The organism is Roseibium litorale (assembly GCF_014842915.1).
Lineage (GTDB): Bacteria > Pseudomonadota > Alphaproteobacteria > Rhizobiales > Stappiaceae > Roseibium > Roseibium litorale.
In genome coordinates this window covers 109,176-121,615 of sequence record NZ_JACYXI010000001.1, presented here as the reverse complement: position 1 = coordinate 121,615, position 12,440 = coordinate 109,176, and the positions used below count along the sequence as shown (strand labels likewise).

General features: G+C 60.3%; 14 protein-coding genes. 4 read left to right on the top strand and 10 right to left on the bottom strand.

The features are described 5' to 3' along the window. Window positions 1-136 precede the first annotated feature (136 nt). Window positions 137-934 (bottom strand): IclR family transcriptional regulator, encoded by a 798-nt coding sequence (locus tag IG616_RS00620; protein ID WP_192145429.1) that lies wholly within the window; start codon window positions 932-934, stop codon window positions 137-139. A gap of 241 nt (window positions 935-1,175) precedes the next feature. Here IG616_RS00620 and IG616_RS00615 point away from each other — a divergent pair, with 241 nt between their 5' ends. Genes IG616_RS00615 through IG616_RS00600 form a run of 4 tightly spaced genes read left to right on the top strand, consistent with a single transcriptional unit; the run spans window position 1,176 to window position 4,340 of the window. After that, entirely contained in the window at window positions 1,176-1,946 is a 771-nt protein-coding gene (locus IG616_RS00615) for an SDR family NAD(P)-dependent oxidoreductase (RefSeq protein ID WP_192145427.1), read from the top strand. Then, window positions 1,943-2,875, top strand: coding sequence for a 2-dehydro-3-deoxygalactonokinase (locus tag IG616_RS00610; RefSeq protein ID WP_192145425.1), 933 nt, complete (start codon window positions 1,943-1,945; stop codon window positions 2,873-2,875). Before IG616_RS00615 ends, IG616_RS00610 begins: the two co-directional genes overlap by 4 nt. After that, a complete protein-coding gene (locus tag IG616_RS00605; RefSeq protein WP_192145423.1) occupies window positions 2,872-3,480 on the top strand; it encodes a 2-dehydro-3-deoxy-6-phosphogalactonate aldolase in 609 nt (202 codons plus the stop codon). Before IG616_RS00610 ends, IG616_RS00605 begins: the two co-directional genes overlap by 4 nt. Beyond that, entirely contained in the window at window positions 3,477-4,340 is an 864-nt protein-coding gene (locus IG616_RS00600; protein WP_192145421.1) for an SMP-30/gluconolactonase/LRE family protein, read from the top strand. The genes IG616_RS00605 and IG616_RS00600 overlap by 4 nt, the downstream gene beginning before the upstream one ends. 265 nt (window positions 4,341-4,605) lie before the next feature. Here the strand turns inward: IG616_RS00600 and IG616_RS00595 are convergent, their stop codons facing one another. The 9 genes from IG616_RS00595 to IG616_RS00555 form a co-directional block, all read right to left on the bottom strand. Continuing rightward, on the bottom strand, window positions 4,606-4,956 hold the full coding sequence (locus IG616_RS00595) for a cupin domain-containing protein (protein ID WP_192145419.1): 351 nt from the start codon (window positions 4,954-4,956) through the stop codon (window positions 4,606-4,608). 403 nt (window positions 4,957-5,359) lie between these two features. After that, a complete protein-coding gene (locus IG616_RS00590) occupies window positions 5,360-6,049 on the bottom strand; it encodes a c-type cytochrome (protein WP_209007205.1) in 690 nt (229 codons plus the stop codon). Next, window positions 6,033-7,334, bottom strand: a complete 1,302-nt coding sequence (gene soxC, locus IG616_RS00585; protein ID WP_192145415.1) for a sulfite dehydrogenase — start codon at window positions 7,332-7,334, stop codon at window positions 6,033-6,035. Before soxC ends, IG616_RS00590 begins: the two co-directional genes overlap by 17 nt. Before the next feature lie 68 nt (window positions 7,335-7,402). Further along, complete coding sequence (gene soxB, locus IG616_RS00580) at window positions 7,403-9,097, bottom strand: thiosulfohydrolase SoxB (protein ID WP_192145412.1); 1,695 nt, start codon at window positions 9,095-9,097, stop codon at window positions 7,403-7,405. A gap of 233 nt (window positions 9,098-9,330) precedes the next feature. Continuing rightward, entirely contained in the window at window positions 9,331-10,188 is an 858-nt protein-coding gene (gene soxA / locus IG616_RS00575) for a sulfur oxidation c-type cytochrome SoxA (RefSeq protein WP_192145410.1), read from the bottom strand. A gap of 62 nt (window positions 10,189-10,250) precedes the next feature. After that, window positions 10,251-10,577: a thiosulfate oxidation carrier complex protein SoxZ gene (gene soxZ, locus IG616_RS00570; RefSeq protein WP_192145408.1), complete on the bottom strand. Its 327-nt coding sequence runs from the start codon at window positions 10,575-10,577 to the stop codon at window positions 10,251-10,253. 26 nt (window positions 10,578-10,603) lie between these two features. Next, window positions 10,604-11,053, bottom strand: a complete 450-nt coding sequence (soxY, locus tag IG616_RS00565; protein ID WP_192145407.1) for a thiosulfate oxidation carrier protein SoxY — start codon at window positions 11,051-11,053, stop codon at window positions 10,604-10,606. A 28-nt stretch (window positions 11,054-11,081) separates the two neighbouring features. After that, window positions 11,082-11,543, bottom strand: coding sequence for a sulfur oxidation c-type cytochrome SoxX (gene soxX / locus IG616_RS00560; RefSeq protein WP_192145405.1), 462 nt, complete (start codon window positions 11,541-11,543; stop codon window positions 11,082-11,084). A 160-nt stretch (window positions 11,544-11,703) separates the two neighbouring features. Then, window positions 11,704-12,291 carry a thioredoxin family protein gene (locus IG616_RS00555; protein WP_192145403.1) on the bottom strand — a complete coding sequence of 196 codons (588 nt, stop codon included), beginning with the start codon at window positions 12,289-12,291 and terminating at the stop codon, window positions 11,704-11,706. Window positions 12,292-12,440 lie beyond the last annotated feature (149 nt).

Genomic DNA, 12,440 nt, shown 5'->3' with positions numbered 1-12,440 from the left:
CCTTGAGCAATGTACCGGATTGCCGCGCGGCAGGTTGTCCTGCGGCGGCGCGTCACAGATCAGGCGCCTTCTCCTGAAGGGATAGGACCTCTCTCTCCCCTTCAATGCGAGTGCTGAAACAGTGTCTGTTTCATTGCTATCTATTTGCTGTCTGCTGACCCGGAAAGCGCCAGCTTTCCGCGTCTTCAGCGATTTTTTGTGCGGTCTGCAGAAGGAGGGGAGCGAAGCTTTCCAGTTCGGCGAGCGTGGTCTTGAGCAGCGTGCCGGTTATGGAGAGACCGCCAATGACCCTGCCGCCATTCGACAGGATCGGGGCGGCGATGCAGATGATTCCTGCTTCGTGCTCTTCCCGGTCGAAGGCATAGCCACTGGCACGGATTTCTTCGAATTCCGTCCAGAGCGCATCTTTGGTCGTCAGGGTTGAAGGTGTGAAGCGGTGAAAGCTCTGGCGGGCAAGGACGGCCTCCAGCTCGGTCTCCGTCAGGAAGGCAAGCATGGCCTTGCCGACGCCGGTGCAATAGCCAGGTCCCACTTTTCCGGCCTGAGAAAACATGTCCACCGGCTCCCGGGCATTGCGCTTGTCCACGTAAAGCACCTGACCGCCGTCGAGCTGGGCGAGGTGAATCGTTTGGCCGGCTTGCCGGGACAGGTCATCGATATGAGGCCGCGCAATCGGAGCAAGGGAGCTTTGCTGCCAGGCCGCGTGGGCAAGGCGGACCAAGCGGATGCCAGGCGAATAGGCACCTGTGTCCGGATCCTGCGCCAGCATGTTCTGATGCGTCAGGGTCTGGATCAAGCGGTAGAGCGTTGCCTTGGGAAAGGGGCTTTTCCCCTGAAGTTCTGCAAAGCGCACAGGGCGGTTGAAGGAGGCTATGAGATCCAGAACGTCAAGGGCCTTGCCAACGGTGCCATCTCCCCCCTTGCTCTCGGTCATCCGCGCGTCTCCCTGCTTGCGGTGTTTGTCCTCCGGGAACGGATTGACAAATTTACCGTGTATGGCCTTAGATACCATTATTCGAGATTAAGTTTCAAATAGTGAAACAACAAAAACACCTTAACGGTCGCGATAGGATCCGGTTGGGTGACAATGGCTGGTTCCGGTCTGCTTATCTGGTTGACTGGATACTATGAGCGGCACCCCGAGAGGTGCGGCCGCCGGTTTGTGGAGGAATGACATGGCCTTGGATGCGACTTTTCATGATTTGAAGGGCAAGAGCGTCTTCATCACCGGGGGCGGCTCCGGCATCGGCGCCAGCATCACCGAAGGATTTCTGGAGCAGGGGGCGAAGGTTGCTTTTGTCGGCCGCTCGGACGCGACCGCTTTCTGCGATCAGATGGAAGCAAGGCACGGAAGCCGCCCTCTGTTTATCCAGTGCGACATTACGGACACCGACGCCCTGACGGCATCGATCGAGCAGGCGTCCCGTGCGCATGGTGCCCCGTCAGTGCTGGTCAATAACGCTGCCAACGACGAGCGCCACAAGACGCTGGACGTCACTTCCGACTATTGGGACTGGGCGATGGCCATCAATCTGAAGGCCTATTTCTTTGCCGCTCAGGCGGTGATTCCGGGCATGAAGGCGGCCGGTGGCGGATCGATCATCAACTTCAGTTCCATTTCCTACATGATGGGCCTTGCCGACTATCCGGCCTATGTCACCGCAAACTCGGGCATCAACGGCCTGACACGCGGTCTTGCCCGGGAATTCGGCACAGACAAGATCCGCGTCAATGCGCTCGCGCCCGGATGGGTGCTGACGGAAAAGCAGAAGAAGCTTTGGGTCACGCCGGAGGGTTTGGAAGCTCATGTGGCGCGTCAATGCCTGAAGGACACGTTGGAACCGGAAGATATTGTCGGTGGTGTCCTGTTCCTGGCCTCAAATGTCAGCAAGATGATGACCGGCCAGGCTCTGGTGATCGATGGCGGCGTGGTGGTGACAGGATGAGCGGCGGCGGGAAAATTCCTAATGGCCCCGCAGCCTGGTTTGCTGTCGATTGGGGCACGTCCCATCTGCGGGTCTGGGCCATGGATGGAGAGGATCAGGTGCTGACCCGGATCCATTCCGGCAAGGGCATGGCAGGCATGGCACCGGAAGCTTATGCCCCCGAGCTGCTTGCGCTGGCCGGACCATGGCTCCCGGCATCCGGCAGCGTTTATGCCGTTATCTGCGGCATGGCCGGGTCGCGGCAGGGCTGGATCGAAGCGCCTTATCTCGAAGTGCCCGTTGCTCCGTCGTCCAGCGGAATGGTCCGGGCCGCAACCGGCGACCACCGGCTGAACGCCTATATCGTTCCCGGCCTTTGCCAGACGGCTCCCGCTGACGTAATGCGCGGCGAAGAGACCCAGATTGCGGGCTATCTGCGCAAGAACCCGGAGTTCGACGGCTATCTCTGCCTGCCGGGCACTCATTCCAAATGGGTGAGCGTTTCCGGCGGCAAGGTCCAGTCCTTCGTAACCGTCATGACCGGCGAAATGTTTGCGCTTCTCGGTAAGACCAGCGTGCTGCGCCATTCGGTGGCGGAAAGCGGCTGGAGTGAAGCTGAGTTTGAAAAGGGCGTCCGCCAGAGTCTTGACCATCCCGAACGGTTCATTGCGTCCCTCTTTGCCATTCGCGCCGAAGGGTTACTCGCCAACCTGGGCGGCGAAGCAGCCCGTGCCCTTCTGTCCGGCATGATCATTGGTGCGGAGCTTGCCGCCTCCCGTTCTGCCTGGATGGATCGTCCTGTGGTGGTGATCGGCGAGGGAGCGTTGATCTCCATCTATCAGGCGGCCCTGAAAGCTGCGGGGGCTTCCGCCGAAGTCTTTAGTGGCGACGAAGCCACCTTGTCCGGCCTTTGCGCCGCCTATCATTTCATGAAAGGGACGCCGTCGTGAGCAGACCTCTGATTGCCATCTTACGCGGGATCACTCCGGACGAGGCCTTGCCTGTTGGCGAGGCGCTGATCCGGGCCGGGATCACCCGCATTGAAGTGCCGCTGAATTCGCCCGAACCGCTCGAAAGCATCCGCCGCATGGCTGAAGCTTTTTCGGATAAGGCTTTGATCGGGGCGGGCACCGTTTTGACGCCAGAGGATGTTGAGGCGGTTGCTGCGGTTGGCGGCAAGCTGATTGTATCGCCGAACATGGATCCGGATGTCATCAAGGCGGCCAAGGCACGGGGCTTGCAGAGCTTCCCCGGAGTTCTGACGCCGAGCGAGTGTTTTGGTGCCCTTAAGGCAGGCGCGGACGGCATCAAGGTCTTTCCGGCGTTTCAGATGGGCATTGAAGGCCTCAAGGCGATCCGGGCCGTGCTGCCCAAGACGACGGAAGTCTACATGGTCGGCGGCGTGGACGCCGGCAATTTTGCCGAGTGGCTGCAGGCGGGCGCAAATGGCTTTGGGATCGGATCCGCTCTCTACAAGCCCGGCAGATCAGCCGAGGATGTTGAAAAGATCGCTGCAGCAATGGTGGCGGCTTACGAAGAAGGAAAGACCGAATGACCAGCCAGATTTTTGACGGCCGGCGCTGCGAGCTGGGCGAAGGCCCGCTCTGGCATCCGCTGCGCAAGGAACTCTTCTGGTTCGACATTCTGGGCAAGCGCCTGTTGTGGCGCGGGGAAAAGGGCGCGGGGGAGCGCTCCTTCGATGCCTATGTCTCAGCCGCAGGCTGGGTGGATGAAAACCGTCTGCTGATCGCGTCTGCGCGCGCACTCTTCGTGCATGACCTTCGCGACGGGTCTAGCGAGACGCTTTGCCTTCTGGAAGCCGATAATGAGATCACCCGGTCCAACGATGGCCGGGCCGACCCCTGGGGCGGGTTCTGGATCGGCACCATGGGCGTGAAGTCCGAGGACAAGGCTGGCGCGATCTATCGCTGGTACCGTGGTGAACTGCGCAAGATTGTGGCCGATGTCACCATCTCCAATTCCATCTGCTTCTCGCCGGACCGTCAGTTCGCTTATTACACCGACACACGCGATGCCCGTTTGTTGAAGGTGCGTCTGGACGCGGAAACGGGCTGGTTTGCCGGTGAGCCGGAGGTGTTCCTGGATGCGCGCGGTGAAAGCTGGGGCATCGACGGGTCTGTGGTGGATGCCAAGGGCAATCTCTGGAATGCCCAGTGGGGCGCCTCACGCGTCTCGTGCTATGCGCCCGATGGCAAGCTGCTGGCCTCTCATCCCGTCGCGGGTCTTCAGGCAAGCTGCCCCGCCTTTGGTGGGCCGGATTTCTCCCGCCTGTTCGTAACCACTGCTGCCACCGGCCTGTCTGCCGATGCGCTGTCGGAAGAGCCGGGCAACGGTCTCACCCATGTGATCGAAGGCGCAGGCCAGGGGCTTGCCGAATATCAGGTCATTCTTTGATGATGCAGAAGCTTGGGGTTTGCGACTACCCGGAGCACTGGCCAGAAGCACAATAGGCGCCGTGCGGGCACCCCGGCCGCAAGCCGCCGCCGAAGCGGTTGACCATAATGGCGTTTCCATTCCAGGCGCCGGTGTCCACACCGCTGGTCCGGTGTCGTGACCTTTGCTGAAAAACCTGAAAGGGCTCCGGTGTCTCACTCCCGGGGCCCCTTCTCAGGTTCGGAGGGACGACGCCGAGGGCACAGAAGGCACGGGCTCTGCGTCCTTACAGGCGGATGACGAAGATCTTCCGTGTCGTCTCCACCACTTCCCACGTGCCCTTGAAGCCCGGATGGATGATGAAGCTGTCATTGGCGCGCAAGGTGCGCTCTGCACCGGTTTCATCCGTCAGGATCGAGACACCGGAGAGGATCGTGCAGAACTCCCATTCGTCATAGGAGACAGCCCACTTGCCGGGTGTGGACTGCCAGATGCCGGTGAACTGCCGCTCATCGTCCCGGGTCTCGCACAGCCAGGTGGTGAACTGCGGATCACCCGCGAGCACCTTTTCGGGTGCCGGTGTTTCATGCTCCGGCTCGATGCCTTCGATGTCGACGGGCTGAAAGAAAGACAGCATTTGAAACTCCATTCCCGGTGATTGGCAGGGAGCTTAGACCAGCTTTCCCTGTTCAGGGAAACGGGTTTTCGATGGGCAAAGGGGGCGGTGCTGAAAGCCATCGCATCGAATATGGCAACAAGCCGTCGATGTGGGATAGCCGAACAGCGCTGAGGCATGGAGCCCATCCTGAGACGCAGCCTTGCTGCGCCTCAGGATGAGGGCTCGTGTTGTGAACCTGTAAAAACCGGGGGCTTTCAAAAGCTTCCCTCATCCTGAGGAGCCTGACGAATGTCAGGCGTCTCGAAGGATGGGCCACTTGCTGAAACGTCGTTTTCTTCAACTGAGATAGGCTTCCGCCGTTCCGTTGCTCATATGTGTCATTCTGAGCAACTTGGGTAGAAACCGGAAGAGGGGCGCTTTCTCAGTCGACGCTGCCGCCGCTGTTTTCGTCATCGCCCGCGCCAGGGGTGACGTCCAGGATCCGGGCATGCATGGTGATCTTGGCAGGTTCTGTCATGCAGTCCGTCATGCAAGGGTTGCCCTTGTTGGCGTTATGGGCCTCTTCCATCCGGTCGTCGGCGATGAAATTCGCCTCGTTCGGCAGGTGGATGTCCGTGAAATTCTCTTTCGAGAGGCGGAAATCCTCATCCGTCACCACGTCGTTCAGATAGAGCAGATAGGCCGTGAGGGCATAGACCTCGTCATCGCTCAAGGACCGGGCATTGCCGAAGGGCATGGCGCGGCGCACATAGTCGTAGACGGTCGAAAGATATGGCCAGTAGGAGCCGATGGTCTTTTCCGGCCGGTCTTCCTTCAGCGATCCCTGACCTCCGGCCAGAACCGGCCAGCGTCCAGCGCCTTCACCGAAGTCGCCATGACATGTGGCGCAATTGTCCGTGAAGAGGACTTCGCCTTCCGAGACAGTGCCTGAGCCTTCCGGCAGGCCGGTGCCATCCGGGCGCACATCAATGTCCCAGGCAGCAATTTCATCGGCTTCTGCCGGGCGGCCAAGACCGAAATGCTTTGCGGTTTCCTCCGCACTTGCTGCAGCAAAGGGAAGGGCGAGGGAAAACCCGAGGGAAAGTGCAAGGAGCTTAGGCGACTTCGACATTTTCAACCGTCCCGTCCGCTTTGACATGCCAGGTCTGGATGCCGTTGTTGTGATAGATGGAGTTGTCCCCGCGGGCGAGGCGGAGTTCATTCTTGGTCGGCTGGACGAAGCCGTGCTCGTCCATGGCGCGGGACTGCAGGAGAAGCGGAGAGCCATCCCAGTCGATGTCCAGATAGAAGCGGTGCATGGCTTTGGAGAGGCTCGGACCATCGATCCGCGCAGTTGTCCAGTTGCGTCCGCCGTCGATGGACACATCCACCCGCTTGATCGTGCCACCTCCGGACCAGGCGACGCCGGAAATGACCAGCGGACCCTTGCCATGGGGAATGGGTGCCTGAGGGCTGGGGCTGGTGATGACCGATTTGACGTCCATGACCCAGGTGAAGCGGCGGGCTTTGCCGTTGGCCAGGAGATCCGTGTATTTGGAGGTCTCCTCGCGCTGCTCCCAGGGCTGATCGCCCACTTCCAGACGGCGCAACCACTTGACCCACATATTGCCTTCCCAGCCGGGAACCACCAGGCGCACCGGATAACCCTGTTCGGGGCGCAGCGCTTCGCCGTTCATCTTGAAGGCGACGAGGCAGTCGTCGAGCGCCTTCTCCATCGGGATCGAGCGGGTCATGGCGGCAGCGTCCGCGCCTTCAGCCAGCAGCCATTTGCCGCTGGTCTTCACGCCCGCCTCTTTCAGGAGGTACTTGAGCGGCACGCCGGTATAGACGACGCAGTGGATCATGCCGTGGGTGTACTGGCAGCCGTTGAGCTGGGCGCCGCGCCACTCCATTCCGGAGTTGGCTGCGCATTCCAGGAAATAGACCCGGTTCTCGCGCGGAAAGCGCTTCAGGTCTTCCATGGTGAACACCAGCTGCTTGTCGACCAGGCCATTGACCATCAGCCGATGCTCGGCCGGATTGATCTGGGCGACGCCGCCGTGATGGCGCTCGAAGCACAGGCCATTGGGAGTGATGATCCCGTCCAGTTCGTGGAGGGGCGTGAAATTGACGGAGCTTTCGGGTGAAGCTGTCAGCCATTCCACGTCCCGGCGCACCACATGGGCCTCGAACTCGGACGGCTTGCCATAGGGGGCGGCCTGAACGCTGTCGCCGAGATAGCGGTTCCAGTCCTGAACCTCGGTGATGAGCGGATCGCCTGCAAGGGCCGTGCTGGAAACCAGACCGGCACTAGCCGCGGCTCCCCCTGTCAGCAGTCCCGCCCTGAGCAGGGATCTGCGGCTGAGACCGATGGTATCACCGGTCTTTGGCTGTGCCGGAACCTGTCTGTCAGTCATGTCTCGTCCTCAAGGTTTTGGCATTCAGTCAGGCGGTTCCCGCCGCCTGGTTCACATCAAGTTCTGCTTCAGAGCTTCACGGTGACGCTCTGGTTCTCTGGCAGGGTAATTGTGGGTGTCTTGGTGATGTGGTTTTCGACCACGTCCCAGATGGCGGGGCCTTCCGTGCCTTCGTTGACCGAAGCCCAGCCGGCGACCACGTAGTCTTTTGCCGGATCGATGGCTTCGCCGGTGGCCAGCAAGGTCATGCCGGAGATGCGCTCACCAATGTCCTTGTTCGGCTCGATCACGTAGCCCATGCCGCCGACACGCACCATGTCGCCGCCCTGCTGGTAGTACGGGTCCTTGTTGAAGAGGTTGTCCGCCACATCCTCCAGAATGTCCTTCAGCATCTGGCCGCTCATGGAGTTGCGGTAGACGGCCGGATAGGTCATGGCGCAGGCGTTGTGGACGTCCTCGACGGTGATGTCCTGACCCGGCAAAAGGCTTGTCCCCCAGCGGAAACCTGGCGACAGGGCGATCTGCGCATCCCGTTCTTCCAGAAGCGCCCGGCAGATCAGGTCGTCGAAGGTGCCGTTGAAGTTGCCACGGCGGTAAAGCAGGCTTTCCGTGCTGCCGAGCTTGCGGGCGAGCTCGTCGGAATAGGGAGCGCGCACTTCATCGATGAGGGCTGCCATATCTGCGTCCGGCGTGATCACGTCGGAAAAGACCGGGATCAGGCGGTAGGCGTAGCCTGCGACCTGGCCGTCCTTCACATCCAGATCCACCCGGGAGACGAACTTACCGTTGGAGCCGGAGGCAATCACCAGCGTGCCGCCCACGATCACCGGTTCCGGCAAGGCATCGTGGGTGTGACCGGTCAGGATCACGTCGATGCCTTCGACGCGGGTGGCCAGTTTGCGGTCAACGTCAAAGCCGTTGTGGGACAGAAGCACCACAACATCCGCGCCTTCCGCCCGCGCTTCCTCCACATGCTTTGCAATGTCCTCTTCGCGGATGCCGAAGGACCAGCCGGGCATCATCCAGCGCGGATTTGCGATCGGCGTATAGGGGAAGGCCTGTCCGATGACCGCCACCTTTGATCCGCCGCGCTCGAACATCTTCCAGGGCTCAAACGCCGGTTCGTCCCATTCGTTGTCATAGATGTTGGAGCCGAGGAAGGCGAAGGGCAGGGCGTCGATCGCTTCCTTCACCCGGTCAGTGCCATAGGTGAATTCCCAATGCCCGGTCATGGCGTCGGGTTCGAGCGCGTTCATGACCGTGATCATGTCCTGGCCGAGGGTCTTGTTGGCGGTGTAGCTGCCCTGCCAGGTGTCGCCGCCATCCAGAAGCAGCACGTTGTCTGCACCGCGTTCGGCCCGGATGCGCTTGATGATGGTCGCAACCCGGTCCATGCCGCCCATGCGGCCGTAGGTGCGGGCAAGGGCCGTGAAGTCTTCAGAGGTCAGCGCATAAGCGTCCGGCGAACCGGGGGCGATGTTATAGAGCTTGAGGAAATCCGCTCCGGTGACATGGGGCGGCAAACCCGCTACCTCGCCAAGGCCCAGATTGATGGAGGGCTCGCGGAAATAAAGAGGCTTCAGCTGGGCGTGGATGTCGGTGATGTGGATCAGGGTCAGATTGCCCTTCGCCTCCATCGACAGCAGACCGTCTTCCGTCAGGCCCTGCTGCGCCATCAGGCGGGACCAGCTTCCTGCCATGCCGGAGCCGAGGAGGGCGCTCGTGGCGGTGGCTGCCATCAGGAATTCACGTCGAGAAAACATATAAGCCTCCAGATCATCGGTAGACGGCGGATGCCGTTCGGGTGCCTTGGTCAAGTCAGGCGTCAGGCAAACCTCTCCCGTTGGCGCAGGCAAGCCCTGCACCGGGGGGATCCACCGATGGAGTTGAATTCAGTCCGGAACGGCGATCCGTTCCCTTTGTTCAAGGTGCGGCAGCTTGCCGCCGCACCTTAGTCTTCAAGCTCTGCAACCCTGTTGACCAAGGCTGTCCAGAATTACTGGCGGACGGACGGCGTCTCGATTCCGAGGCCCGTACCACGCCAGGTGACATAGACCTCCAGAGCCATCAGCTCATCGGAGAAGGCGGCCGGGAAGGAGGCGCGGGTGTCCCGGATACAGCCGCGGAAGCGGTTGTGCAGGGAAACCATGTCGGCCTGCTTCAGACGGTAGGTCGGGAAACCGTTCACATTGCCCTGGCTGAGATGGTCGGCACGGATGTAGTTGCCGTTGTTCTCTTCATGGCAGTTCGAACAGGACAGATTGAGCTGCCCCATGCGGGTGTAATAGGTTTCCTTGCCCCTGTCCCACCAGGACTTCATGTCGCCCTGGTCGAGATCCACATGCATCGGCATCCCCAGAGACTGGTTCTTGATGTAGGTGGTCAGAGCCTTCTGATCCGCGCTGTCGAACTTGTAGGGCTTGGCCTGCATGTTGTCTTCGCGGCACTGGTTGATCTGCAGCTCGATGTTGAACGGCTTGCCAGCCTTGGCATTCCACTTCGGATAGGCTGCACCCACGCCTTTCAGGAACTCCTGGCCATCACCGTGACAGGACGCGCAGGACTTGCCGGCCTCGCCATCAACGGTGTTCCAGATTTCCTCACCCCGTTCCACATAGAGCATGCCCGGGTTCTGGAAGCTGTCGGCTTCAAGCGCACGGGTTTCCTCGGTGCGGTAGAGCCAGCCGGACGTGACTTCATCGAAGGGAACGCCGTCTGCTGCCTCGGTTCTCGTCGTGATTTCGGTCTCGCCGTCGATGATCAGCTTGTCATCGACGGGGCCGCCCGCGGCCGCCCAGGTGCTCAATCCGGAAAGGATCACACCTGCAAGCGCTGCGCCCTTGAGTGAAAGCATTGTCAAATCGTCTCCTCCCGATTTGCATTGCGGCACATGCCGCAGAAATGCTGCGACATCCGTTATCCGACTTTCAGCTCGTTCTCTGCCGAGTAGACGCTGCCATCATCGTCCACCCAGGTAAACTTGAACGTGCCGCTTTCCTCAACCTTGGCGGTGAATTCCAGGTAGGGATTGGCGGAAACAGCCGGATCCAGATCACAGGAGAACACGGACTGGCCGTTGTACTCGCAGGTGAACTTGTTGATGATCTTGCGCGGGATCAGGTTGCCTTCCTTATCCTTGCGCTGGCCGGATTCCATCGGGTGGCTGATCAGCGTCTTCAGCGTAATCACCTCGCCCTTGGCGGCGGTTTTCGGGACTTTAACGCGCGGTTTGGCGTCTGCCATTTTGGTGTTCCTTCCTAAGCCTGTCCTCAGCCGCCACAGCCACCGATGGTGACCTTGACTTCCTTCTTGTCGATGTAGGTGCTGCCGTCGCTCATCTTGGCAATGGCAACAACGTTCTGGGTCTTGGCCAGCCGGATACGCGTCTTGGCTTCGGCTGCACCGCTCATCAGCGTGAAGTGGAACGTGGCCACCTGCGGGTTCGGGTTGCCTTCCGCCAGGATCATCACCGATTCCACATAGTTATCGGCGGTCATCGGGCTTTCGACGCTCACGCCGACCGGAACGGTGTTGCCGTTCTCAGCAATTTCCGGTGCATCCAGCGTGATCTTGCCGGTGGCCGGCTCCTTGCCGCCGGTGAAGGCGGAGATGGCAGCTGCGGTTTCTTCCGCAGCGGCGAAAGCCAGATGGCTTCCGAAGGTCAGGAAAGCGGCAGCGCCGGCAGTCAGGCCGAGGGCTTCGCGTCGTGTCAGGGTCATCCCTTGCTCCTTGGATCTCATATCTTGCTCAATCGGTGAGGGTGGTCAGATAGGCGACCACGTCCTCGACCTCCTGGGCGGAGAGAATGGTTTTTCCCGCAAACTCTTCGGCGACGTCCTTGCCAACTTCCAGGCTGTAAAACCCGGGCATGACTGTCTGCTCTCCGAAGACCTGCTTTGAGTTGGCGACGATGGCGCGCAGCTGCTCAGGCGACCAGCGGCTGCCCGCACCGTCGAGCGACGGGCCGACATCGCCATGAAACAGCTCGTTCTTGAGATCGCTGTTTACATGGCAGGCGAGGCAATTGCCTTTCTTGCGGTCAGCGAAGACCTTGCGTCCGTTCGCCGGATCACCGGCCTGGCCGGTCAGCGAACTGGCAACGGCCATGTCGGTAAAGACCACGTCGCCCGGAGCCACCGTTCCGGCCATTGCCGGTGCGGTCAGCATCAGGGTTGCCGCGGCAATGGAATAGATGAAGCCTCTGGTCATTGGCTTGGCTTTCCTCCTCTCCTCGGGGCTCTGGGGCCCCGTAAACCGGTTTGCACGAGACGCGCCGGTTTCCTCCTCGGAATGAAACATATGATTATTTGAATGTGTTGCCAAGAGGATTTTGGACATTTGATGCGGGAAGGGGCGTTACACCCGTTCCTCACTCTTCTGTCAACTTGCCCGCGGCGCGAAGTTCGTCGATTTTCCGGGCGTGATATTTCTGGAAGTGCTCGCCGCTTTCATAGCCCTTTTCCTCGACCCATTTGAACATGTTGAGGAAGGTCCACTTGCCGAAGGCGCCGGGCATCACGGCGACAGCCGCATCGGCCACGCTTTTGCCTTCGGGAATCTCGTCGGGCAGGAACACGATGGTGGGCGTGAAGAGGTAACCCCATTTGCGTGCTGCTGATTTCTCGGTCAGGGTTTCCCCGTCCAGATCGGTCACTTCCTCATCGCCGAACATGTTGTACTGGACCACCATGAAGTGCTCCCTGATGTAACCGGCGACCTCCGGGTCGGTCAGCAGCTTTTCATGCATGGCGCGGCAATAGATGCAGCCGCGCTGTTCATAGATCATCACCAGACGCTTGCCGTCGGCCTTGGCTGTGCGGATATCCTCGGCCACGTCCCGGAAGGTGATGGTGAACCAGTCTTCCTTGTGCAAACCGTCGTCACCCACCGTGGCGGCGTGCGAAGCGGAGCAAAAAAAGACCGCGGAAAGAATCAGGGCAGCGAAAGAACGGAACATTTTGGACCTCCCGGATCCTGGCCATTTTTGTTTGCATGACCCGCAAGGGTTTCACGCAGGCTTCTTAACCGCATGGGTCGATCACTGCCAGGTGACTTTAAAATATTCAAATCTGTCTATATATTGCAATCAAACATTTCGAGAGGTGT

What these genes read in the sequence shown, in the direction of transcription:
- soxA (WP_192145410.1), bottom strand. Translation starts at nt 10,188, where the DNA reads ATGCTTTCACTCAAGGGCGCAGCGCTTGCAGGTGTGATCCTTTCCGGA.
- soxY (WP_192145407.1), bottom strand. Translation starts at nt 11,053, where the DNA reads ATGACCCTGACACGACGCGAAGCCCTCGGCCTGACTGCCGGCGCTGCC.
- soxX (WP_192145405.1), bottom strand. Translation starts at nt 11,543, where the DNA reads ATGACCAGAGGCTTCATCTATTCCATTGCCGCGGCAACCCTGATGCTG.
- IG616_RS00555 (WP_192145403.1), bottom strand. Translation starts at nt 12,291, where the DNA reads ATGTTCCGTTCTTTCGCTGCCCTGATTCTTTCCGCGGTCTTTTTTTGC.
- IG616_RS00620 (WP_192145429.1), bottom strand. Translation starts at nt 934, where the DNA reads ATGACCGAGAGCAAGGGGGGAGATGGCACCGTTGGCAAGGCCCTTGAC.
- IG616_RS00590 (WP_209007205.1), bottom strand. Translation starts at nt 6,049, where the DNA reads ATGTCGAAGTCGCCTAAGCTCCTTGCACTTTCCCTCGGGTTTTCCCTC.
- IG616_RS00615 (WP_192145427.1), top strand. Translation starts at nt 1,176, where the DNA reads ATGGCCTTGGATGCGACTTTTCATGATTTGAAGGGCAAGAGCGTCTTC.
- IG616_RS00595 (WP_192145419.1), bottom strand. Translation starts at nt 4,956, where the DNA reads ATGCTGTCTTTCTTTCAGCCCGTCGACATCGAAGGCATCGAGCCGGAG.
- soxZ (WP_192145408.1), bottom strand. Translation starts at nt 10,577, where the DNA reads ATGGCAGACGCCAAACCGCGCGTTAAAGTCCCGAAAACCGCCGCCAAG.
- soxB (WP_192145412.1), bottom strand. Translation starts at nt 9,097, where the DNA reads ATGTTTTCTCGACGTGAATTCCTGATGGCAGCCACCGCCACGAGCGCC.
- IG616_RS00610 (WP_192145425.1), top strand. Translation starts at nt 1,943, where the DNA reads ATGAGCGGCGGCGGGAAAATTCCTAATGGCCCCGCAGCCTGGTTTGCT.
- soxC (WP_192145415.1), bottom strand. Translation starts at nt 7,334, where the DNA reads ATGACTGACAGACAGGTTCCGGCACAGCCAAAGACCGGTGATACCATC.
- IG616_RS00600 (WP_192145421.1), top strand. Translation starts at nt 3,477, where the DNA reads ATGACCAGCCAGATTTTTGACGGCCGGCGCTGCGAGCTGGGCGAAGGC.